The sequence below is a fragment of the Streptomyces sp. NPDC014676 genome, assembly GCF_043084105.1.
Lineage (GTDB): Bacteria > Actinomycetota > Actinomycetes > Streptomycetales > Streptomycetaceae > Streptomyces.
On the sequence record NZ_JBIBZI010000012.1, the window covers coordinates 57,243 to 78,896 of the forward strand.

Below are 21,654 nucleotides of genomic sequence, written 5' to 3' on the forward strand. Positions count from 1 at the left end.
GGCGTCGGGGGGAGCCAGCGATTTTCCCGGGGACCGTGGCCCCGTGCGTTCCGTACGCTGTACCGCAGTCGCCGAAGGGGAGTGGTGCGGACGATGGGGGACTCCTGGGAGCGGGCCCGCCGGGTGCTCGCGGAGGCGGGACTGCCGTCCGGCGCGCTCACCGGGGTGCGCCCGCTGAGCGGGGGCACCTACAACACCGTCGAGGAGCTCCTCCTCGCCGACGGCAGCCGCTATGTGCTCAAGGTCCCGCCCGCGCCCGCCGTCCCCGGTCTCCGGTACGAGCGGCGCCTGCTCGTCTCCGAGGCGGACTTCTGCGCCGGAGCCGCCGAGGCCGGCGTACCCGCCCCGCACGCCGTGTCCGCCGGCGGTGACACCTCCGTGCCGTACCTGCTGATGACCGCCTGTCCGGGCGAGCCCTGGACGCGGGTGGAGCCGGCCGGCGGGGAGCGGGCGGCGCTGCGTGCGGAGCTCGGCCGTCAGGTGGCCCGGCTGCACCGGGTGACCGGACCGGGGTTCGGCTACCCGTCCGGCGCCCTCGGCCCGCTCGCCCCCGACTGGCGGACCGCGTTCACCGCGATGACCGACGCCGTCCTCGCCGACGCCCGGGACTACGGCGCCCGGCTGCCGCGCCCCGTCGACGAGGTGGCCGCCGTGATCCGTACCGCCGCCGGGGCGCTCGACGAGGTCACGGTGCCGGTCCTCGTCCATTTCGACCTGTGGCCGGGCAACATCCTGGTGGAGCGCACGCCGGCGGGGGAGGCCCGGATCGGCGGGATTGTCGACGGGGAGCGCATGTTCTGGGGCGACCCGCTCGCCGACTTCGTCTCCCTGGCGCTGCTCGGCGACATCGGAACGGACGAGGCGTTTCTCGCCGGGTACGGACAGGCCGGGGGCCGGGCCGTCCTCGACGCGGCGGCCCGTGTCCGGCTCGCCCTCTACCGCGCCTACCTCTACCTGATCATGCTCACCGAGGCGGTTCCGCGGGCGAGCGGGGACGAGCACGGACGATGGCTTCAGGCCACCGTCGCCCCGGAGCTGGAGGCCGCATTGGACGACATCGGCGAACCCTGTTAGTTCACATCATGAAATAAGGGTGCTGAAAAGTCGCGCCCGGCCGGTTCCCGGCGGTATGTTGCAGGTCGGGCAGGGTTTCGGAAGGAGTCACATGGCGGGGCGGAACGGGCGCACGGTGCGCGACCTCAGGCGGGCCAACCGCACGGCCGTGCTGCAGCGGCTGTACTTCGACGGCCCGCTGAGCCGCTTCGAGCTCGGCCCCGCGACCGGGCTCAGCTCCGGATCGGTGAGCAACGTCGTCGCGGACCTGGTCGCCGACGGCCTCGTGGAGGAGGCCGGCAGCGTCGACTCCGACGGCGGCCGTCCGCGCACCCTGCTGCGGGTGGCACCGGTCAGCGGCCACATGATCGGCGTCGACGTGGGGGAGACCCGGGTCCGCGTCGAACTGTTCGACCTGACCCTCACCGAGCTCGCCCGCGCACAGCGCCCGCTGGAGCAGCAGCGCTACGAGGTCGAGGTCATCGTCGACCACATCCGCTCCGGCATCGCCGAGGTGCTCGCCGGTGCCGGTCTCGCCCCCGAGCGGCTGCTCGGCGTCGGCATCGGTGTCCCCGGCATCGTCGAGCACACCCCCGACCGGGGCGCCGTCGTGCACGGCCAGACCATCGGCTGGGACGCGGTCCCCCTGGAATCCCTGCTGCGCGCCGGGTCCCCGCTGCCCGGCACGGTGCCGTACTTCATCGACAACGGCGCCAAGACCCTCGGCCAGGCCGAGATGTGGTTCGGCGCCGGACGCGGCGCCCGCAACGCCCTCGTCGTCCTCTTCGGCTCCGGCGTCGGCGCCTGCCTGGTCACGCCCGAGGTGGAACACGGCCGGGCGGTCGAATGGGGGCACCTGACCGTACGGGTCAGGGGACGCCGCTGCCGCTGCGGCGCGCTCGGCTGTCTGGAGGCGTACGCGGGCGCCGAGTCGCTGCTCGCCCGGTGGCGCGAGGAGGGCGGCCGGGTGCCCGGGGGCACGGACGAGGAGACGGCGCTGACGGCCATGCTCGCCGCCGCCTACCCGGCCGACGACAGCGCCCCCGACCCCGTCGCGCTCGCCGTGCTGGAGGAGACCGCCGAGTACCTGGGCGCGGGCCTGTCCGACCTGATCAACCTCTTCCAGCCCGAGCGCATCCTCATGGGCGGCTGGGCCGGCCTCCAGCTCGGCGCCCGCTTCCTGCCGGCCGTGCACCGGCACGCCCTGTCGTACGCGCTGCGCCACCCGGCCGAGAAGGTGACGATCGAACTGGGCCGCCTCGGCCCCGACGCGGTCACCGTCGGCGCCGCGATCCTGCCGCTCGCCGACTTCTTCGCCCGCGGCGGCCGCCGCCCCGACCCGGACCCGCAGTCCCCGCCGCCCGCCTGGCACACGGCCCTCCAGGAACGCACCCCGCGTTAAGGGGTGTCGTTCGGGTCAGGCCGGCTTCAGGCGACGGCGCCTCGCAGCCGAGCCGAGCGGGGGCGATGGGGGTCCCTCCCGCTGGAGCGAAGCCGAGTGTGGGGGAGCCGAGGACCGACGACAACGCCGCTGGGGTCCTCCCTCCGGGGGAGTGCGTGCCAGGGCCCGCGACCCCGGCACGATCCGAACGACGCGCCCCCAGAAGGCCGCGGGGCCCGGCGCGACGGCCCTGCGTGGCGGGGCGGCCGTGTGTGACGTGCACGCCGCCGCCCTGCCCCGCACGGCCCGGTCACGCGGAGGACTCGTCCGGTACGGGCTGTTCCGGGTTGGAGGACGCCGAGTGCGGGGCGCCCTGCCGGCCGGTGCCGGCCTCGTCCGTGTCCGGCACGCCGGACCCGGCCTCGCCGGACTCGGGCTCCTCCGACTCGTCGGCCTTCCGCTCGCTCTCCCGCTCCGCCGCGGCGGGCGCGACCTCCCAAGGGTCCTCACCGGGGCCGGCCTGCTGGTCGGGCAGGTCGCGGGGGACACCGGCACCGTTCTCGCCGGGTCCTTCGAGGCGGTGGTCGGTCACGGCGCTCTCCCTTCTCGTTCGTACGCGACCCTCGCGGGTACCTCCGCGCGGACCGGTGAAACCCGGTGCTCAGCCGACCTTGCGGCCCCTCATCGGTTCCGTGTCCTCCCCGGCGCCCTGCTCCATGCCCAGCAGGAACTCCTCCACCACCTGCGTCGCCGTGTGCTCCGGCCGCCAGCCGAGTTCCACGCGCGCACGCGTGCAGTCCATCAGCGGCAGCCTCAGCACGGCGTCGAACAGATGCGGCGACGCCGGCAGCAGCCGCAGCCCCCACGCGGCGGCGACCGCCGAGCGCGCGGCGGTACGCGGCAGCCGTACCCGGCGCGTGCCGAGCATCTCCCCGAGCAGCTCCGCGTCGACCGTCGGCTCCGCGGCGAGGTTGAAGGCGCCCCGCGCCTCCGCGGACAGCACGGCCAGCCGGTAGGCGTGGGCCGCGTCGTCGGTGTGCAGCGCCTGCACCCGCAGCCCCGGAATGTCCGGGAGGACGGGCAGCAGATCGGGCCGCGCCAGCTGACCCGGCAGGAAGCGGCCGCCGAAGATGCGGCGCTGCTCGCTCCCCGACTCCCGCTTGAAGAGGAAGGCGGGCCGCATCCGTACCACCCGCGTCTCCGGATGATCACGCTCGAACGTGTCCAGCGCCCGCTCCAGGTACGCCTTCTCCCGGCAGTACGCGGCGTCCGGCCAGCCGTGCGTCGGCCACGACTCGTCCACCGCGTGGTCCTTCGGACCCGGCGAGTACGCCCCCACCGACGAGGCGTGCACCAGCGCCGGCACCCCCGCCTCGGCCACCGCGTCGAACACCCGCATGCCCCCCAGCACATTGGTGCGCCAGGTGGCCGCCGGATCGTGCGTCGGCTGGAACGCCCACGCCAGGTGGATCACCGCGTCCGCGCCGGTGAACTCCCCGACGAGATCGGACCGGTCCGAGGCCAGGTCCACCGCCGACCACTCGGTCTTCGGGAGCGACAGGTCGGGGACCCGCCGTGCCAGGCCCCGTACGGAGCCGACCTCCGGTTCCTGCGAGAGGACCCGCACCACGCTGGTCCCGACGTTGCCGGTGGCGCCCGTGACGACGACCCTCCTGCCCGCTGTGCTGCTCACCTTCCGCTCCTCTCGGCCGCTGCTCCGCGGAACCGGCCGAGTACCCCTCACGCGAAGGCGTTCACGCCCGTCAGGCGGGCCGAGAGTTCCCACAGGCGGGCCGCCTGCTCCGGGTCGACCGCCCAGTCCTTGACCCCGGTGCGACCGTCGTCGTCCGAGGCCGGCCCGGCGACGTCGCAGTCCTCCAGGTAGAGCCCGCCCATGCCGTCCAGCCGCGCCGAGGTGGCGGCCCAGACCTGGGTGGCCGCGCCCTGCTGCGGGGTCTTGAAACCCTCGGGGTTCAGCGGGTTGCCCTGCTCGTCGATCCAGCCCCGGTCCACCATCTCCTGCCGGGGCAGATGCCGCTGGAGCGGGGTGAGGATGCCGCCCGGGTGGAGGGAGAAGGCACGGACGCCGCGGTCCCGGGCGAGGCGGTCGAGGTGCACGGCGAACAGCACGTTGGCGGTCTTCGCCTGCCCGTACGCCCCCCACTTGTCGTAGCCGCGCTCCCAGTGGACGTCGTCCCAGCGGATGCCGGAGGCGTGGTGCCCGCGCGAGGAGACGGACACCACGCGGGCGCCGCCGGGCTCGACGGCCGGCCACAGGCGGTTGACGAGGGCGAAGTGCCCGAGGTGGTTGGTGGCGAACTGGGCCTCCCAGCCGGGCCCGACCCGGGTCTCGGGGCAGGCCATGATCCCCGCGCTGCCGATCACGATGTCCAGGGTCCGCCCGGACGCCAGGAAACGGTCGGCGAACGCGCGCACGCTCTCCAGGTCGCCGAGGTCCAGCTCGGACACCTCGACGCGCTCCAGGCCGTCCAGCGCCTCCCGCGCGGAGCCGGGGCGGCGCGCGGGGACGACGACCCGGGCGCCGGCCTTGACGAGGGCGCGGGTGGTCTCCAGACCGAGTCCGGAGTAGCCGCCGGTGACCAGCGCGAGCCGTCCGGTCAGGTCGACGCCCTCGAGGACGTCGTCCGCGGTGCTGCGGGCGCCGAAGCCCGAGCCGATGGGGTGCTGTGCGCCGCTGTTGTCGTTCATGTCCGTCACGCTACGGATTGGAGCGCTCTCGAAGTCAAGCGACGCCCGGCGCGGGGCAAGAGGAAGCCCCGGCCGCGACGGGGGAATCACGGCCGGGGCGGCTCGGTGGTGGGCGCGCACGGCGGTCGCCTCTCGGCGAGGGGCTCCACAGGGCTTCAGCCGGACGATCGTCCCTGTGGGCGAATGGTGAGGCCCGGGGACACTGTCCCGTCCGCACCCACGGTCTGTTCAACGGAGAACCACCCCCGAGTGTTCCGCGTCCGGCCGTTTGCGGGAGTGACGTGTGTCACCGGCCCCGCGCGCCGCTGTCGAGGTCGGCCCAGAGGTTCTCGGCCTGGAGCACCAGCGTGCCCAGGACGGCCGTCCGCGCGGCGCCCTGCCCGGCCTGTTCGCGCAGCCCGTCCTGGAGCCGTTCGTGCAGCTCCCGCATCACCGCCTCGGTCCGCTCGTCCAGGAGGGTGTCCACGCGCGTGCCGCCGCCCAGCAGCCGGCCGGCCTCCGCGTGGCAGGCGTCGCCGAGCAGCTCCAGCAGTTCCGCGTAGCAGCCCAGCACCGCGGCGTCGGGCGCGGTGGGCGTACGGTCCTCGTCGGCGGCCACCGCGAGCGTGCGGGCCAGTGCCGTGAGGTGTCCGGTGACGCGGCTGAACCGCTCGTCCTCGTGTTCCGGCGGCGGAGCCTCCGTCGGCGCCCGGTACAGGGCGCGCAGGATGCCCGAGGTCAGCCGCAGGCTCTCCTTGCTCCAGCCGCGGGCCGAGCGCAGCGCCTCCAGACGGCTCTGCAGCCGCGCCGCGTCGCCGAGCCGGTCCGCGGCGCTCTGCGCGTCCCACTCGTCCCCGCGCAGATCCCCGGCGACGGCGTGCAGCACGTCCCCCGCCTCACGGGCGAGCGCCGCCAGGTTCTCCCGTACGTCCCGCAGATGGATCGGCGGCAGGACCAGCGCGTTGACGGCGACACCGATGACCGCGCCGAGCGCCGCCTGCCCCAGCCGGTGCCCGACGGCGACCGCGCTCACCGTTCCCGTGGCGATGGTGAAGACGGCCGTGGTGGCGGCGTAGATGCCCTGGTCGCCGAAGCGCGGCCAGTTCGACAGCAGCACCAGCACCGGCACGGACAGCGCCAGGGCGCCCGTGGTGTCGCCGGTGACCGCCTGCGCCCCCGACGCCACGAGGGCTCCCACGCAGATCGCCGTGAACTGCCGCGCCGCCTGCATCAGCGAGCTGTAGACGGTGGCCTGCACCAGGACCAGCGCCACCCAGGGCGCCATGAGGGCCATCGGGTCGTCGAGCCACACCCGCGCCAGCAGCCAGGCCAGCAGGGCCGCCGCGGCGGCCTTCAGCGACTGGACGAGCAGATCCCGCTCCCGTCCCGGCCCCCGCCACGCGGCCCGTGCCGCGCGGCCGACGGACCACGCGTCCCACCGCACGGCGTCCCGCACCCGTGTCACCGGGGCCGTCCGCCCCACGGCGTCGCCCCGTCCGGTCCTTTCCCGCACCCGTGCCATGTCCCGCGTCATGCCAGCGGGCTGTCCGACAGGGACGCCAGCAGATCCGCCGGGCCGGCGTAGACCGCGTCCGCGCCGGCCTCCTCCAGGTCGGCGCGCGGGATGCCGCCGCACAGCACGCCCACGCAGCGCACCCCGGCGCGGCCGCCCGCCCGCATGTCCCACACCGTGTCACCGACGAACACCGCCCGTTCCGCGGGCACCCCGGCCAGCTCCAGGGCGTGCTCGACGGGCTCCGGCGCGGGTTTGCCCTCCGACACGTCGTCGGCGCTCGCCGTCGCGTCGATCGCTTCGTCCGCGTCGATCGCCCGGCGCAGCGCGCTCAGCTCGGCACCGCCCGCCGAGGTGGCGAGCACCACCGTCCAGCCGTCCCGGTGCAGCCGCTCCAGCAGCCGGCCGGCGTCCGGCAGTGCGGGCAGCCGGTCGAAGTACTGCCCGTACAGTGCCTTGTGCGCCGCGCTCAGCTCGTCGTCGCGGCCGGTGTCCCGGTCCTCGCCCAGCAGATGGGCGACCAGGTCGGAGGAGGGCAGCCCCACGGCCCTGTGGACGGCGTGCATCGGCACCCGGTGCCCCGCCTGCCGGAAAGCCTCCCACCAGGCCGTCACATGCAGATGGTTGGTGTCGACCAGAGTGCCGTCGACGTCGAACACGGCAGCCCGTTCCATACGTGATCCTTCCTTGAGGGGGTGGTACGGGTACCACCCCAGCCGCCCGCCACTCCGACGGCACCCGGCGCTCCCGCACACGGGCGCACCCGGGGACGTGCCGTCCCGGCGGCGTCCGTGAGGCCGCCCGGGCCATCGCCTTCCCCGCCGCGCCCGGAGGGCGACGACCGGCGGCGGACCCGTACGCCGCGTTCGCCCCGTTCGCGCTCTACCCTCGATGCATGACCGAAAGCGCGAGCCCGTACATGTCGCACCCGCGGATCATGGTGCTCGGGGTACAGCCCGGGACTCCGCCGTTCCGGATCGTGGAGATCGACGGACAGGTGGTCGGCGAGGCGAGGACCGTCACCGACGTGCTGCACGCCGCCGCCGCGTTCGGGATCACGGTCCACGACCTGGACGACCCGGACGTGGTCCGCTGGGTGGGCGGCGACAAGTTCACCTGGACCCTGCGCCGAGCCCCGCGGACCCCCTAGGGGTCAGGCCTTCGGGCGGCGGGCGTGCACGGCCCGGCTCAGCCGGCGGCCCACCAGCAGGTAACCGAGCAACGCCCCGCCGGTGTTCAGGATGACGTCGTCGATGTCGAAGGCGCGTCCGGTCACCAGGGCGCCCTGCGCGCACTCCACCAGCAGCATCACGACGGCCGTCAGCACCAGTACCCGCAGGAACCCCCGTGTGCGTGGTGCGACGACCGGCGCGAGCACCCCGAAGGGCACGCCGAGCAGGATGTTGCCGCCGATCTGACGGACGGCGTCGCGCAGCGCGGGCTGGTCCAGATAGGCCCTCAGCGAGCGGCCCGGATGCAGATTGGTGTGGGTCAGCGCCTCCGAGGCGGGGGAGGGGTGCAGGGTGAGCCGGGCCAGGACCACGGCGAAGACGACCATGAACACGAAGGCGCACAGCATCGCCAGCAAGCGCGGGAACAACGGAAGCGGGCGCCCCGGGCCGCCCTCCGCGGTGCCGCGCCCGGACGGCCGCGGACGCCGGTGGAACAGGGAGCGCGGATGCGGGACGGCGCGGGCCATTCTGTCCTCCAGTCGTCAACTTCCGTATGTGGTACGCCGGTTACCCCCGGCTGTGCGGGTCACTCGCCGTAGCTGACCCGCACCTTCTCGAACCCCAGGGAGCGCAGCAGCCCTTCGAGCATCTCCGTGGTGTTGGTCTCGGCCCGGGTGGTGAGTCCGCTCTCCTTCGCCGCGTCGCCGATGTGCCGCACGGCGAGCTTCTGGACGGCCTGCTCGCTGCCCGGATTGTCCGAGAAGAGGTCGCCGAGCCGGTCGAACAGCCCGCGCTGCTTGGACACGGCGTAGGAGCGCTCGGGGTCCAGGGCAGGCTTGCCCAGGCGGGCGTGGGGCAGCCGCAGCGTGGCGGACGTACGGTCCTCGTCGACCCGTACGTCGCCCTCGTCCAGCTTCCCGAGGTCGACATAGGCGTCGACGGTGCCCGCGCCCACGTACAGCGTGCGGGTGCCGCGGACGGCGTCCGGCAGGAACTTCGCGTCCTTCTCCAGATCCACCACCACCTGGAAGTTGCCCGAGGCGGCGTCGTAACGGCTGATGTCCTGGATGGACTCCAGCAGCGCGGGCCCGGAGCGGTCCTCGGTCTCCGTGCCGAACAGGTCCTTCAGGCCCGGCAGCAGGCTCAGCCGGATCCCGGCGAACAGCACGACGAGCAGCAGCGCCACCGCGCCGAGCGCCTTCGCCCATCCGGGTACGCGCGCGATCGGTCCCTTCGCGGGAGTCGTCGGAGTCGTCATGGCGACGGCCCTCCTTCCTCCTGACCGAATGCCCCTCAGTCACCGGTACAGACAGGGCAGTCGGGGGACGGACGACCGCACCGGGGGCACGCGGGGGCGCACGGTGGGCGGCAGGCCGCGGATCCGGCGGTCAGGCCGGTCCCGAGGGGGCCTCAGGCCGTTCCAGGGCCGCGTCCAGGGTCGGCCACGGCGGCAGCAGACGGGACGTGCCGGTGATCCGTAGCATGCGCAGGGTCAGCGGGTGGGCGCACACCAGGCGCAGCCGGCCGGATCCGTCCGCGATCCGCTGCCGGGCCCGGTAGAGCAGGCGCAGCCCGGAGAGGTCGAAGAACTCGACGTGGGTCAGGTCGATCACGATCCGGGCGTCCGGTTCGGCGGTCGCCATGTCCAGGTGCGGAACGATCTCCGCGGCCGCGGCGATGTCGATCTCACCGCGGAGCTCCAGCACCGTGTGCCCCCGGTCGTGGCGGACGCGCAGATGCCGGGTCAGCGGTGCAGGTTCGTACCGCACGACGCCATCGCCTCCAGCCTGCTCCGTGCAACGGGGGAGCGAACCGGTCCCAACACCGGTTCACACCCTGCAAGTTACCTTCGGACGAGTGCATTTGAGCATGTTCGTTTGACATATGTCTTCGAATTGCGACCGACTTCTTCCGAACCGGTCGGTCGGTCCCGGCGAGCCTTGTCGGAGCGTGACGTCATCCTCACTTCCGGCAGCGGACGGACGTGATCCACAGGGCCGCCGACCCGATAAAGTCCTTGCCGACACGGCGAGTTGGCCGCTCCGTGACGGATCGCTTCGTGGTGCGTACTCATACGCGTGGCCCTCTCGTACACCCCCCCGTGTCGCTTCGAAGGGCGCGGCTGGAACTCCCCGCCCCGCCACCGGCGGCGCGGGACCCCGTCGTCCGGCACGGCTGGTGGCCGATGGCGATCTCCGTTACCGCGTAGGCCGGTTGAGGCGTGCGCGCCCGCACGTGGACATGACTGAATCCGGTGAGCGGGGACAGGTGTCACGTACAGGGCGGGGCAGCAGCGCCCCGCGCCCGGACTCCCGCGGAGGAGACATGACCCTGGTGACGGCCGGCGTGGTGGTGCTCGACTGTGCCGAACCCGAGAAACTCGCCGAGTTCTACAAGGAGTTGCTGGCCACCGAGGACGTCGACGCCCACGTCAACCGGGTGGAGATCCGGGCCGCCGGCGGTTTCCGGCTGGCGCTGCGCCGCGACGTGAACGCGACCGCCCCGAGCTGGCCCCGCCCGGAGAACTCCCTCCAGGCGCACCTGGAGTTCGTGGTGGACGACCCGGACGCGGTGGAACGCCTGATCGTGGGCCTCGGCGGGCGCCAGGTGGAGACGGGCGACGCCTCGGGACCCACCGAGGAACGCGTCTACGCCGACCCGGCGGGCCACTCCTTCACCATCCGCCGGGGCACGTCGACGGCGCCCAAACAGGGCTGACCCGCCGCCACGGGGGCGGCGGGCCGGCCGTACGTACGGTGTCTCAGTCGCGACCGCCCTTGTCCGGGACCGGCCAGGTGCCCGTGGAGCGTTCGATGGCCTTGGCGCCGGCCCGGTCCACGGCACTGCGCACCACCGCGAAGATGGCGCCCTGGATCGCCGCGGCCAGCAGGATCTCGCCCCAGCGGCGGTCCCGGTCCAGCGCGTCCGGAGCGTCGTCCTCGTGCCGGATCACCTTCCAGGTCTTCTGGAACGCCATCCCCGCCACGGTGCCGCTGGTCCAGCCCAGCGCGAAGCCGATCGGCTTGTACGCCAGGGGCAGCTTCTTCTTCGCCTTCTTGCTCTTCTTCGCCACGTGGATCTCCTCAATCGGCTGCATGGTCTCGTCGGTGGACGGATCGTGGGGGAGGACCGGGCGGCTCAGGGACGCCCCGGCGCCGGCACCTCCTCACCGGCCCGCACCGGACCGGGCGGAGTGCCGTCCCCGAACGGCCGGCCGCCCAGCTCCTCCCGGTGGTGGGGCGTCGTCCAGCCGGCCAGGTCGGGACCGAGGGGCACGATGCCGGACGGATTGATACCGGTGTGCACCTGGTAGTAGTGCCGCTTGATGTGGTCGAAGTCCACGGTGTCACCGAAGCCGGGCGTCTGGTACAGGTCGCGGGCGTACGCCCACAGCACCCGGTTCTCCGCCAGCTTCCACCGGTTGCACTTGAAGTGACCGTGGTACACCGCGTCGAACCGCACCAGCGTGGTGAACAGCCGGATGTCCGCCTCGGTGATGGTGTCGCCGACCAGGTACCGCTGCCCCTCCAGCCGCCGCGCCAGCAGCTCCAGCCGCCGGAACACCGCCGTGCACGCGGCCTCGTACTCCTCCTGGCCGGTGGCGAACCCCGCCCGGTACACGCCGTTGTTGACGTCCTGGAAGACGTCCTCCGCCACCGCGTCGATCTCGTCGCGCCGCGCCCGCGGATACAGGTCGGGCGCCCCCTCGCGGTGCAGTGCCGTCCACTCCGTCGCGAGGTCCAGGGTGATGTGCTGGTAGTCGTTGGTGACCAGCTTCCCGCTGGGCACGTCCACGACCGCCGGCACGCTCACCCCGCCCGGGTAGTCCGTCTCCCGCCGGTCGTACGCCTCGCTCAGGTACCGGATGCCGAGCACCGGGTCGCGGCCGTCCGGATCCAGGGTGAAGCGCCAGCTCCGGTCGTCCTGGACCGGGTCCGCGACGGCCAGGGAGAGCGCGTCCTCCAGCCCGAGCAGCCGCCGGGACACCAGCGCCCGGCTCGCCCACGGGCAGGCGCGGCTGACCACGAGCCGGTAGCGCCCGGCCTCCACCGGCCACCCGTCCCGCCCGTCCGCCGTGATCCGGTCCGCGAAGTGGGCCTTCGACCGCTTGAACGCCTTCCTGCCGTACGCGCTGTTGCCGCCGCCCCCGTCGTCGCGGCCGCCCATGATGGTCTCCTTCCCGCCGTCGGTACGTCCCTGTGACCGCGTTCCCCGTTTTCCGCCGACGGCACGGTGTGGCGTGGGCCGACCGGGGCAATCGGCCGAGGGTGAGTACTCGATCGGATCGCAGAACCCGGATCACCGTCCTGGTGGCACTCGCAGCCAATCTGGTGATCGCCGTCGCCAAGGCCGTCGGCGGACTGGCCGCGTCCTCCCCCGCGTTGCTGTCGGAAGCGGCGCACTCGGTCGCCGACAGCCTGAACGAGGTGTTCCTGCTCGCCGCGCTGCGGCGCAGCCGGCGCCCGGCCGACCGCCGTCACCCGTTCGGCTACGGCAAGGAGCGGTTCTTCTGGTCGCTGCTCGCCGCCGTCGGGATCTTCGTGATGGGCGGCTGTTTCTCGTTCTACCAGGGCGTCGAGGCGCTCAGGAGCGGGAGCGAGGAGGACCTGAACGGCTATGTCGCCGGACTGGTCGTGCTCGGCGTCGCCCTGCTCGCCGAGGGCGGCTCCCTGCTGCGCGCCCTGTACCAGGTGCGCCGGCAGGGCGGCCTGGGCAGCGGACTGCGCGATCCGGCGCTGCGCACGGTGGTCGCCGAGGACGGCACCGCGGTGGTGGGCGTCACCCTGGCCATCGCGGGCATGGTGCTGCACATGATCACCGGACAGGTGGTGTGGGAGGCGTCCGCCTCGCTCGCCATCGGGGCGCTGCTGGTCTACGTCGCCTTCCGGCTCGGCCGCGACGCCCGCGACCAGCTGATCGGCGAGGCCGCCGGCCCGGAGGCGAGCGACCGGATCCGGGAGCTGCTGAAGGAGCAGCCCGAGATCGACAGCGTGGAGGCGCTCTTCACGATGAAGACGGGCCTGGACACCGCCCTGGTGGCGGCCCGCGTCGACCTGGTGCCCGGAATGGACAGCGAGCGGGTGGAGGAGGTCGCCGTACGCATCAAGCGGTCCATCGCCCGTGCGGTGCCCGAGGCGGAACAGATATTCCTCGACGTCACCGAGCGGGGGGCCCCGGAGGCGCGGGAGGCATGGGAAGGCCCCGCCGCGACGGGGGAACGCGGCGGGGCCTGAACCACGCGTGCCCGGATCCCGGGGCTTCATGCACACCGGAACACGGGAAATTCCCCGGGGCTCAGTCCCGCTGTCCGTCCGGCTCCAGCACGAAGACCGGAATCTCGCGGTCCGTCTTCTTCTGGTAGTCGGCGTACGGAGGGAAGGCCGCGACGGCGCGTTTCCACCACTCGGCCTTCTCCTCCCCGGTGACCTCACGGGCCGTCATGTCCTGCTTGACCGGCCCGTCCTGGAGCTCGACGCGCGGGTCGGCCCTGACGTTGTGGTACCAGACCGGGTGCTTGGGCGCGCCGCCCAGCGAGGCGACCGCCGCGTAGCGCCCCTCGTGCTCGACCCGCATCAGCGGGGTCTTGCGCAGCCTGCCGCTCCTCGCGCCCCGGCTGGTCAGCACGATGACGGGCCTGCCCTGCAGAGTCGTCCCCTTCGTGCCGCCGGAACTCTCGTACAACTCCACCTGTTCGCGCACCCACTGGGTCGGACTGGGCTCGTACTCGCCTTGCAGGGGCATGGCATCCATCCCGTCGTTCTCGTGTACTGCGACCGAGTCGATCACTCCTGCAACACCACCGCACGCCGAATTCATCCGAACCGGGCGTCAGGCGGGCGCCACCGCCGTCCGCAGCGCGGGCGCCGCCGTCACGCCGCTCGCCACCAGCGCGGTCACCAGCCGGCCCCGGTGGCCGGTCAGCGCCCGGCCCAGCAGGGCGCCGCCGCCGGCGAGCAGCACCTGCCGGCTCGCGGACGCGGCGAAGGCCACCGCCACGAACACGCCCTGCTCCACCGGCCCGGCGGCCGCGCCGCTTCGCGAGCCGAGCACCAGCGCCGCGAAGTAGATCACGGTGGTGGGGTTGAGCAGGGTGGTCCCGAGCAGCGACAGGAACGCGCGGGCGGCGTCCGGGGGAGCGGCTCCGGGACGGGCGGTGAGCCGCCGGCCCCGGTACCGGCGTACGGCGCCGGCCGCGCCCCACGCCGCCGGCAGCACCACCACGCAGACCCAGCGCATCGGCCCCAGGACCGGCCGCAGCACCGACGCGAGGGCCGGCCCCCGGCTTCGAGTGCGCACCAGCACGTACGCTCCCCCTGACGACGACCGTTCCCGCAGACAGGAGCAGCAACGATGCAGTACGTGAAGCTCGGTTCGACGGGCCTGGAGGTGTCGCGGATCTGTCTGGGGTGCATGACCTACGGCGCGCCCGACCGCGGCAACCACGAGTGGACCCTCGACGAGGAGGCGTCCCGCCCGCTGATCCGGCAGGCGCTGGAGGCGGGCATCACCTTCTTCGACACCGCGAACGTGTACTCGGACGGCACCAGCGAGGAGATCGTCGGCCGGGCGCTGCGCGACTTCGCCCGCCGGGACGACATCGTGCTCGCCACGAAGGTGCACGGCCGGATGCGGCCCGGCCCGGGCGGTGGCGGCCTGTCCCGCAAGGCGATCATGACCGAGCTGGACCACAGCCTCACCCGCCTCGGCACCGATTACGTCGACCTCTACCAGATCCACCGCTGGGACCCCGGGACCCCGATCGAGGAGACGATGGAGGCGCTGCACGACGTCGTCAAGGCGGGCAAGGTGCGCTACATCGGGGCCAGTTCGATGTACGCCTGGCAGTTCTCCAAGGCGCAGTACACGGCGGAACGGCACGGCTGGACCCGGTTCGTGTCCATGCAGAACCACTACAACCTCCTCTACCGCGAGGAGGAGCGCGAGATGCTGCCGCTCTGCGCCGACCAGGGCGTGGGCGTCCTGCCCTGGAGCCCGCTCGCCCGGGGCCGGCTTACCCGGGACTGGGACGCCACCACCGGGCGCAGCGCCACCGACGTGTTCGGCAGCACCCTGTACCAGGAGGGGGACCGTGCGATCGTCGAGGCGGTCACCCGCATCGCCGAACGGCGCGGCGTACCGCGCGCCCGGGTCGCCCTCGCCTGGCTGCTTCACCAGGACACGGTCACCGCGCCCATCGTCGGGGCGGCCAGGCCCCATCACATCGAGGACGCCGTGGCCGCCGTCGGACTGGAGCTGACCGACGAGGAGCTGGAGGAGCTCCGGCAGCCCTACGTCCCGCACCCGGTCGCCGGTCACTGAGGGGCCCTAGGGGCCGGTGCCCGGCTGAAGCACCGTGAGGAACACCGAGGACGCGTTGCCGGACACCGGGACCGCGCCGGCCTTCCACGGCACCTTCAGGGGGTCCCGTTCGTCCGGTGGGGTGACGAGGAGCGCCGCCGGGGTGGCCGTACGGGCGCCGCTGACGCCGGGGCTCGCGTAGCGCAGCCCCGCCCAGGCACTGGCGCCGGGCCGCAGCGTGACGGTCGCCGGGTCACCGGGGGTGCGCTCCGGGTCCCGGCCCAGCCGCTCACCGGCCGCGTCCACGAAGGCGGCGCCCGGATGGCCGTACAGGGTGCAGACGCGGGAGGAGACGTTCGTCAGCACGACGGGGAAGTTGCGCTGTCCCGCACCCGGGTCCATCCGGCCGACGGCGGCGCTCAGCTCGGAGGTGCGGCACCGGGACACCGGGCGGTCCGTGTGCCCGGCGGACGCCGGGGACCGGTCGTTCGTGGAGCCGGCGGCGTCGCTCGGGACGGCGCTGTGCGGGGAGTCCCCGGCCGGCCGTCCGGCGGACGCGGAGGGCCGCGGCGAAGGGCCCGCCCCTCCGCTCTCGGTGCCGCAGGAGGTCAGCGCGCCCAGCAGGGCCAGCGCGCCCGCCACCGCCGCCGTCGCGTGCCGTGACCCGTTCGCCATGGTTCACCTCGCGTCACATCTCGTCCACCAGGGCCAGTTCCGACCAGATGGTCTTGCCGTCGGCGGTGTGTCTGCTGCCCCAGCGCTGGGTGAGCTGGGCGACCAGCAGCAGGCCCCGGCCGCCCTCGTCCCAGGTCTTGGCCCGCCGCAGGTGCGGCGCCGTGTGGCTGGTGTCGGACACCTCGCAGATCAGCGTCGAGGCGTCGTGGATCAGCCGCAGCCGGATGGGCGGGGCGCCGTACCGGATGGCGTTGGTGACCAGCTCGCTCACCACCAGCTCCGCCGTGAACGACGCCTCGGTCAGCTCCCAGGTGGCCAGTTGGTCGAGGACCTGCTTGCGGATGGGGGCGACCAGCGCCGGATCGGCGGGGATGTCCCAGGTGGCGACCTGCGCGGAAGGCAGGCCGTGGGTACGGGCCAGCAGCAGGGCCACGTCGTCCGTGGCGCCGCCCGGCGCGAGCACGGTGTGCAGGACCCGGTCGCAGGTCTCGTCGAGCGGGCCGGCGGCGTTGGACAGCGCCTCACGGAGCAGGGCGTGACCGGTCTCGGTGTCCCGCCCGCGGGACTCGACCAGCCCGTCGGTGTAGAACGCCAGCACCGCCTCGTCGGGCAGCTCCAGCTCGACCGACTCGAAGGGCAGCCCGCCCAGGCCCAGCGGCGGCCCGGAGGGCAGTTCGAGGTGCCGGGCCGGACCGCCCGGCGGGATCAGGACCGGCGGGGGGTGCCCCGCGCGGGACAGGGTGCAGCGCCGGGACACCGGGTCGTACACCGCGTACAGGCAGGTCGCGCCGACCTCGCCCGACCCGGGGTCGCCGCCCGACTCGTGCGAGAGGTGGAGCACCAGGTCGTCGAGGTGGGTGAGCAGTTCGTCGGGCGCGAGGTCGATGTCGGCGAGGGTGCGCACCGCCGTGCGCAGCCGGCCCATGGTCGCGGACGCCTGGATGCCGTGCCCGACGACGTCCCCGACCACCATGGCCACCCGCATCCCGGACAGCGGGATCACGTCGAACCAGTCGCCGCCCACCCCCGAGCGCGCGGCCGGCAGATAGCGGGTGGCCGCCTCCACGGCGGCCGTGCGCGGCAGGGCGCGGGGGAGCAGGCTGCGCTGGAGCGCGAGGGTGGTCTCGCGCTCGCGGGAGTAGCGGCGGGCGTTGTCGATGCAGACGGCGGCGCGCGCGGTGACCTCCTCGGCCAGCAGCACGTCGTCGTGGGTGAACGCCTCGGGACAGGTGAAGCGGGTGAAGGCGGCCACCCCGAGGGTCGTACCGCGCGCCTGGAGCGGGACGGACAGCATGGAGTGGACGCCGAACTCCCGGACCTGCCGGGCGCGTGCCTCGTCCACCGCGAGCCACGGGTCGAGATCGCCGGAGGGCACCGAGGCCACGATGCTGTGGCCGGCGATCAGCGAGTCGGCCTGGGGCGCGGCGGCCGGGTAGACGACCACCTCGCCCGTGCGGGCGACCGACTCGGGGCTGCCCGGCGTGAGGGACTGATGGGCGACCCGGCGCAGTGAGACCGGCGTGGTCAGCGGGCCGGTGGGCTCGCCTCCGGGTTCCTCGGGCTCCAGCAGGTCCACGCTGACGAAGTCGGCGAGCGCGGGCACGCACACCTCGGCCAGCTCCTGCGCCGTCCGGGTGACGTCCAGGGTGGTGCCGATGCGGCTGCTGGCCTCGTTGACCAGTTGCAGCCGCTCCCGCGCCCGGTACTGCTCGGTGAGGTCGTGGGCCGTCGCGCACACGCCCCGCACCCGGCCGGACCGGTCGGTGAGCGGTGCGAGCCGGGCCAGCCAGGCGTGCGCACGGTTCTCGCCGGTGGCCTTCATGTACGTCTGCATGTCGTGCGGGCGGCCGGTGCGCAGCACCTGGCGCAGGTGCCGTTCGAGTTCGGTGTGCTGCGGCCGCCCGCCGATGTCGGTGGGCCTGAGTCCCCGCAGATGGGGGGCGGGCAGGCCGAGGAGATGGGCCATGGCGTCGTTGACCCCGCGCAGGCGCAGCTCGTCGTCGAAGACCATCGCGGCGCAGGGCGACTGGAACACGGCCGTCCTGACCAGCGGGTCGTCGGGCAGTTCCTGGTCCGTGGCCTCCAGCGGGGTGACGGCGAGCCAGTCGCCGGGGCCGTCGTCCGCCGGCTGTCTGTGGTGGGCGAGCACCCACACCGTGACGGTGGAGCCGTCGCGGTGCCGCAGGGCGAGGGTGCCGCTCCAGCGGGCGGCCGGGAGCCGGGGCGGGCCCGAACCCCCGGCCAGCAGGTCGGCGGCCGGGCGGCCGAGGACCTCCTCGGCCGTGTGTCCCAGCAGCAGGCGCGCACCCTCGCTCCACCGCGTGAGCGTGCCGTCGGCGGCGATGACGGCCCGGGCCGTCACGGCATCGTCGAACGGGTCGTCCGGCCTCATCGTCGCCACTCCATCGCGCACACTCACCGTGAACCGGTGTATCGCCTGAGTTCCAGCCTAGTGGGTCGCGGCCCGGCGCGGACTGCGAACCTCCGCTCCGGGTGACCGTCACCAGTCCTGTCCCAACCGTTGACGGAGTGTCACACCTGCCACAACCATGTTCCGCGTACGGAAATGGGAGCGCTCCCAAACCCTCGCCCCTCCCCAACAGGAGCCCAGACGTGAACAGACGCAGAACCGCTCTGCTGTCCCTCACCGGACTGCTGGCGACCGCGCTCACCGCGCTGCCCGCCGCCCCGGCCGGGGCGGACGAGGTCGAGCAGGTCCGCAACGGCACCTTCGACACCGGCACCGACCCCTGGTGGGCCTCCGCGAACGTCACCGCGGGTCCGTCCGACGGCCGCCTGTGCGCCGACGTCCCCGGCGGCACCGCCAACCGGTGGGACGCGGCCGTCGGCCAGAACGACATCACCCTGGTGAAGGGCGAGTCGTACCGCTTCTCGTTCAGCGCCACCGGCTCGCCCGCGGGTCATGTCGTGCGGGCGATCGTCGGCCTCCAGGTGGAGCCGTACGACACCTACTACGAGGTGTCCCCGCAGGTCAGCGTCTCCGGGGACACCTACTCGTACACCTTCACCTCGCCCGTCGACACCGCCCGGGGCCAGGTCGGCTTCCAGCTCGGCGGCAGCGCGGACCCCTGGCGGTTCTGCGTGGACGACGTGTCCCTGCTGGGCGGGGTCGCCCCCGAGCCGTACGAGCCCGACACCGGGCCCCGGATCCGCGTCAACCAGGTCGCCTACCTGCCCTCCGGGCCGAAGAACGCCACCCTGGTCACCGACGCGACCGAGCGGCTGCCCTGGCGGCTGGAGGACGACGACGGCCGGGCCGTCCGGCGCGGCTGGACCGTACCGCGCGGCATCGACGGCTCCTCCGGGCAGAACGTCCACTCCATCGACTTCGGCGGACACCGGGGGCGCGGGACCGGCTACACCCTGGTCGTGGACGGCGAGACCAGCCGGCCCTTCGACATCGACGCGAGCGCCTACGAACGGCTGCGGCTGGACTCGGCGAAGTACTACTACACCCAGCGCAGCGGCACGGCGATCCGCGACGACCTGCGCCCCGGCTACGGCCGCCCGGCCGGACACGCGGACGTCGCCCCCAACCAGGGCGACGGCGACGTGCCCTGCCGGCCCGGCGCCTGCGACTACACCCTCGACGTCACCGGCGGCTGGTACGACGCCGGTGACCACGGCAAGTACGTCGTCAACGGCGGCATCAGCACCTGGGAGGTGCTCAGCACCTACGAACGCGCCCGGCACGCCCGCACCGGTGAGGCGGACAAGCTCGGCGACGGCACGCTGAACATCCCGGAGAGCGGCAACAAGGTCCCGGACATCCTCGACGAGGCCCGCTGGGAACTGGAGTTCCTGCTGAAGATGCAGGTCCCCGAGGGCGAGCCGCTGGCCGGCATGGCCCACCACAAGATCCACGACGAGCAGTGGACCGGACTGCCGCTGCTGCCCAGCGACGACCCGCAGAAGCGGGAACTGCACCCGCCGACCACCGCCGCCACCCTCAACCTCGCGGCCACGGCCGCCCAGGCGGCACGGCTGTACCGCTCCTACGACAAGGAGTTCGCGGCCGGGACCCTGGCCGCCGCGCGCAAGGCCTGGGCGGCGGCCCTCGCCCACCCGGACGTCCTCGCCGACCCGAGCGACGGCATCGGCGGCGGCGCCTACAACGACGACACCGTGACCGACGAGTTCTACTGGGCGGCCGCCGAGCTGTACCTCACCACGGGGGAACGTCAGTTCAAGGAGTACGTCCTGAACTCCCCGGTGCACACCGCGGACATCTTCGGCCCCCTCGGCTTCGACTGGGCGCGCACCGCCGCGGCCGGCCGGCTCGACCTCGCCACCGTGCCCAACCGGCTTCCCGGCCGGGACAAGGTCCGCCAGTCCGTGATCAAGGGCGCCGACGGCTACCTGGCCACGCTGAAGGCCCACCCGTACGGCATGCCGTACGCGCCGCCCGGCAACGTCTACGACTGGGGCTCCAGCCACCAGGTCCTCAACAACGCGGTCGTCCTCGCCACCGCCTACGACCTCACCGGTGCCTCGAAGTACCGGGACGGCGCGCTGCAGAGCATGGACTACATCCTGGGCCGCAACGCCCTGAACATGTCGTACGTCACCGGCTACGGCGAGGTCAACGCGCACCGCCAGCACAGCCGCTGGTACGCGAACCAGCTCGACCCGAACCTGCCGGCCCCGCCCGCCGGCACGCTCTCCGGCGGACCCAACTCCAGCATCCAGGACCCCTTCGCCCAGTCGAAACTCCAGGGCTGCGTCGGTCAGTTCTGCTTCATCGACGACATCCAGTCCTGGTCCACCAACGAACACACCATCAACTGGAACGCGGCTCTGACCCGCATGGCCTCCTTCGTGGCCGACCAGGGCTGACACCCCTCCCCGCGGGGGCCGGCGGCCACTCGGCCGCCGGCCCCCGTCGGTACTCCCTCGCATATCGTCTGACCTGCGCGTATTTACGATCCAGTACCCGAGCGGTACCGTGAAGGCATGCCAGCTCTCAACGTGGAGTTCAGCGACCGCGAGCTCGAGGACCTGCGGCAGATCGCCAAGGAACGCGGTACGTCCATGAAGGCGCTCGTACGGGAGGCGGCCGCGGCGGACATAGCCCGCCACCGCGCCCTGCAGGAGGGCGCCGAGGCCTTCCGCCGGTTCTTCGCCTCCCACGCCGACGAATTCGCCGCCGCCTTCCCGGACGACGAAGCCTCCGCCAGGGGCGCGGGGCGGGCCGCCTGACCGATGGCACCCGTGCTCCACATCGACGTGCCCTGGCTGCTCCAGCGGCACGAGGAGGTCCTCCCGGACCAGCCCGTCGTCAACGACTTCTCCGCCCTCGTCGCGGCCGTCGCCCGTCACCGCGTGGACCCGCCCCGGCTGGGCGTCGACTCCGACCCGGCCTGGCGGGCGGCGGCCCTGCTGCACACCCTCGCCGTGCTCCGGCCGCTGCCCTCGGCCAACGCCCGCTTCGCCTGTGCCACGGCGGTCGCCTACATGTTCGTCAGCGGGGTCGGCATCGACCCGCCCTACGGCGCCCTGGTCGATCTGGCGCGCGACCTGATCTCCGGCGAGGCGGACGTCTACGCCGCGGCCGACCGGCTGCGCTCCTGGCAGATCTGAACCGCGCCGGACGCTGGGAGCGCTCCCGGACACCCCCTGTGCCGGGCCGGATGTGAACGGCGTGAAAACCCGGGCCGAAAACCGGGGCGCGGGTCGCGGACCGGTCTCCCTTTCTGACTTTCTGTCAACGCGCGGATGTTGCCCGAGCGCCTTGTTGGCCGAGCGCGGGTTGTGCGAGAGTGAGCCACCCGTGCGGGGGGTAAAGGCCGGGGTCGCACGCGAGTCGATGAACCGGGTCCGATTCACCGTCGGTGAATTCGCGCCCCCCGCGC

The 21,654-nt window shown here is 73.4% G+C and carries 22 protein-coding genes and 1 pseudogene; 9 read left to right on the plus strand and 14 right to left on the minus strand.

Annotated elements, in window-relative coordinates; translation table 11 throughout:
* Window positions 1-93 precede the first annotated feature (93 nt).
* Window positions 94-1,074, plus strand: coding sequence for a phosphotransferase family protein (locus tag ACF1DX_RS28770; protein WP_391794042.1), 981 nt, complete (start codon window positions 94-96; stop codon window positions 1,072-1,074).
* A 91-nt stretch (window positions 1,075-1,165) separates the two neighbouring features.
* On the plus strand, window positions 1,166-2,455 hold the full coding sequence (locus ACF1DX_RS28775; RefSeq protein WP_391794043.1) for an ROK family protein: 1,290 nt from the start codon (window positions 1,166-1,168) through the stop codon (window positions 2,453-2,455).
* A 289-nt stretch (window positions 2,456-2,744) separates the two neighbouring features.
* On the opposite strand, the gene ACF1DX_RS28780 is transcribed toward ACF1DX_RS28775, so the two are convergent.
* The 5 genes from ACF1DX_RS28780 to ACF1DX_RS28800 all read right to left on the minus strand — a co-directional run bounded on the left by ACF1DX_RS28780 (window position 2,745) and on the right by ACF1DX_RS28800 (window position 7,309).
* Entirely contained in the window at window positions 2,745-3,026 is a 282-nt protein-coding gene (locus tag ACF1DX_RS28780) for a hypothetical protein (protein WP_391794044.1), read from the minus strand.
* 69 nt (window positions 3,027-3,095) lie between these two features.
* Window positions 3,096-4,127 carry an SDR family oxidoreductase gene (locus tag ACF1DX_RS28785; RefSeq protein ID WP_391794045.1) on the minus strand — a complete coding sequence of 344 codons (1,032 nt, stop codon included), beginning with the start codon at window positions 4,125-4,127 and terminating at the stop codon, window positions 3,096-3,098.
* A 47-nt stretch (window positions 4,128-4,174) separates the two neighbouring features.
* Window positions 4,175-5,143, minus strand: coding sequence for an SDR family NAD(P)-dependent oxidoreductase (locus tag ACF1DX_RS28790; RefSeq protein ID WP_391794046.1), 969 nt, complete (start codon window positions 5,141-5,143; stop codon window positions 4,175-4,177).
* A gap of 286 nt (window positions 5,144-5,429) precedes the next feature.
* Window positions 5,430-6,656, minus strand: coding sequence for an aromatic acid exporter family protein (locus ACF1DX_RS28795; protein WP_391794047.1), 1,227 nt, complete (start codon window positions 6,654-6,656; stop codon window positions 5,430-5,432).
* Window positions 6,653-7,309, minus strand: a complete 657-nt coding sequence (locus ACF1DX_RS28800) for an HAD family hydrolase (RefSeq protein ID WP_391794048.1) — start codon at window positions 7,307-7,309, stop codon at window positions 6,653-6,655. The genes ACF1DX_RS28795 and ACF1DX_RS28800 overlap by 4 nt, the downstream gene beginning before the upstream one ends.
* Before the next feature lie 221 nt (window positions 7,310-7,530).
* Between ACF1DX_RS28800 and ACF1DX_RS28805 the strand changes: the two genes are divergently transcribed.
* Complete coding sequence (locus ACF1DX_RS28805) at window positions 7,531-7,785, plus strand: hypothetical protein (protein ID WP_391794049.1); 255 nt, start codon at window positions 7,531-7,533, stop codon at window positions 7,783-7,785.
* Window positions 7,786-7,788: 3 nt separating this feature from the next.
* Here ACF1DX_RS28805 and ACF1DX_RS28810 read toward each other — a convergent pair whose 3' ends face one another.
* From ACF1DX_RS28810 to ACF1DX_RS28820, 3 genes are all read right to left on the minus strand, one after another.
* On the minus strand, window positions 7,789-8,334 hold the full coding sequence (locus tag ACF1DX_RS28810) for a VanZ family protein (protein WP_391794050.1): 546 nt from the start codon (window positions 8,332-8,334) through the stop codon (window positions 7,789-7,791).
* 59 nt (window positions 8,335-8,393) lie between these two features.
* Window positions 8,394-9,065, minus strand: coding sequence for a DUF4230 domain-containing protein (locus tag ACF1DX_RS28815; RefSeq protein ID WP_391794051.1), 672 nt, complete (start codon window positions 9,063-9,065; stop codon window positions 8,394-8,396).
* 130 nt (window positions 9,066-9,195) lie between these two features.
* Window positions 9,196-9,576 (minus strand): anti-sigma factor antagonist, encoded by a 381-nt coding sequence (locus ACF1DX_RS28820; RefSeq protein WP_030863833.1) that lies wholly within the window; start codon window positions 9,574-9,576, stop codon window positions 9,196-9,198.
* Window positions 9,577-10,132: 556 nt separating this feature from the next.
* Here ACF1DX_RS28820 and ACF1DX_RS28825 point away from each other — a divergent pair.
* The gene (locus ACF1DX_RS28825; protein ID WP_391794052.1) at window positions 10,133-10,525 is read left to right on the plus strand and encodes a VOC family protein; all 393 of its coding nucleotides are present in this window, start codon (window positions 10,133-10,135) and stop codon (window positions 10,523-10,525) included.
* A gap of 43 nt (window positions 10,526-10,568) precedes the next feature.
* On the opposite strand, the gene ACF1DX_RS28830 is transcribed toward ACF1DX_RS28825, so the two are convergent.
* Together ACF1DX_RS28830 and ACF1DX_RS28835 are read right to left on the minus strand one after the other, a co-directional pair.
* Window positions 10,569-10,904, minus strand: coding sequence for a DUF4235 domain-containing protein (locus ACF1DX_RS28830; RefSeq protein ID WP_234328206.1), 336 nt, complete (start codon window positions 10,902-10,904; stop codon window positions 10,569-10,571).
* A 41-nt stretch (window positions 10,905-10,945) separates the two neighbouring features.
* Window positions 10,946-11,974, minus strand: a complete 1,029-nt coding sequence (locus ACF1DX_RS28835) for a glutathione S-transferase family protein (RefSeq protein ID WP_391794053.1) — start codon at window positions 11,972-11,974, stop codon at window positions 10,946-10,948.
* Window positions 11,975-12,117: 143 nt separating this feature from the next.
* Here ACF1DX_RS28835 and ACF1DX_RS28840 point away from each other — a divergent pair, with 143 nt between their 5' ends.
* Window positions 12,118-13,041 (plus strand): cation diffusion facilitator family transporter, encoded by a 924-nt coding sequence (locus ACF1DX_RS28840; RefSeq protein ID WP_391794054.1) that lies wholly within the window; start codon window positions 12,118-12,120, stop codon window positions 13,039-13,041.
* Between the two features lie 61 nt (window positions 13,042-13,102).
* Here ACF1DX_RS28840 and ACF1DX_RS28845 read toward each other — a convergent pair whose 3' ends face one another.
* Window positions 13,103-13,549 (minus strand): nitroreductase family deazaflavin-dependent oxidoreductase, encoded by a 447-nt coding sequence (locus ACF1DX_RS28845; RefSeq protein ID WP_391794055.1) that lies wholly within the window; start codon window positions 13,547-13,549, stop codon window positions 13,103-13,105.
* Window positions 13,550-13,636: 87 nt separating this feature from the next.
* Window positions 13,637-14,086 (minus strand): annotated as a pseudogene (locus tag ACF1DX_RS28850) (lysine transporter LysE); the annotation flags it as partial.
* Window positions 14,087-14,158: 72 nt separating this feature from the next.
* Between ACF1DX_RS28850 and ACF1DX_RS28855 the strand changes: the two are divergent.
* Window positions 14,159-15,127 carry an aldo/keto reductase gene (locus ACF1DX_RS28855; protein WP_391794056.1) on the plus strand — a complete coding sequence of 323 codons (969 nt, stop codon included), beginning with the start codon at window positions 14,159-14,161 and terminating at the stop codon, window positions 15,125-15,127.
* Window positions 15,128-15,133: 6 nt separating this feature from the next.
* On the opposite strand, the gene ACF1DX_RS28860 is transcribed toward ACF1DX_RS28855, so the two are convergent.
* A complete protein-coding gene (locus ACF1DX_RS28860) occupies window positions 15,134-15,781 on the minus strand; it encodes a DUF4232 domain-containing protein (protein ID WP_391794057.1) in 648 nt (215 codons plus the stop codon).
* Window positions 15,782-15,794: 13 nt separating this feature from the next.
* Complete coding sequence (locus ACF1DX_RS28865) at window positions 15,795-18,173, minus strand: SpoIIE family protein phosphatase (protein WP_391794058.1); 2,379 nt, start codon at window positions 18,171-18,173, stop codon at window positions 15,795-15,797.
* Window positions 18,174-18,394: 221 nt separating this feature from the next.
* Between ACF1DX_RS28865 and ACF1DX_RS28870 the strand changes: the two genes are divergently transcribed.
* From ACF1DX_RS28870 to ACF1DX_RS28880, 3 genes are all read left to right on the plus strand, one after another.
* Window positions 18,395-20,638: a glycoside hydrolase family 9 protein gene (locus tag ACF1DX_RS28870; RefSeq protein WP_391794059.1), complete on the plus strand. Its 2,244-nt coding sequence runs from the start codon at window positions 18,395-18,397 to the stop codon at window positions 20,636-20,638.
* 117 nt (window positions 20,639-20,755) lie between these two features.
* Window positions 20,756-21,001, plus strand: coding sequence for a hypothetical protein (locus tag ACF1DX_RS28875; RefSeq protein WP_391794060.1), 246 nt, complete (start codon window positions 20,756-20,758; stop codon window positions 20,999-21,001).
* 3 nt (window positions 21,002-21,004) lie between these two features.
* Window positions 21,005-21,382, plus strand: a complete 378-nt coding sequence (locus ACF1DX_RS28880; RefSeq protein ID WP_030863801.1) for a hypothetical protein — start codon at window positions 21,005-21,007, stop codon at window positions 21,380-21,382.
* Window positions 21,383-21,654: the final 272 nt, after the last annotated feature.